General features: G+C 76.0%; 1 protein-coding gene. It reads left to right on the top strand.

Annotation, left to right across the window (positions count from 1 at the left end):
- Positions 1-229: exodeoxyribonuclease VII large subunit (locus BIU89_RS15315; protein WP_302847413.1), on the top strand; the 229-nt coding region annotated here is incomplete at both ends.

The raw sequence follows: 229 nt of genomic DNA, 5'->3' as shown, positions 1-229 counted from the left end.
GACGAAGGACTCGTCCGTGCCGCGGCCTCGGCGTCGACCCCGATCGTCTCGGCGATCGGGCACGAGGCCGACCGCCCGATCCTCGACGAGGTCGCCGACCTGCGCGCCTCGACCCCGACTGACGCCGCCAAGCGCGTCGTGCCCGACGTCGCCGAGGAACTCGCCAACGTCCGGGCGGCCCGCGCCCGGCTCGGGCTGCGGCTCTCGCACACGCTGTCGGTCGAGGCCG

The sequence above is a fragment of the Curtobacterium sp. MCBA15_005 genome, from assembly GCF_001864855.1.
Lineage (GTDB): Bacteria > Actinomycetota > Actinomycetes > Actinomycetales > Microbacteriaceae > Curtobacterium > Curtobacterium flaccumfaciens.
The sequence above is the reverse complement of the archived record's forward strand: the minus strand, read 5'-3'. Positions and strand labels throughout refer to the sequence as shown.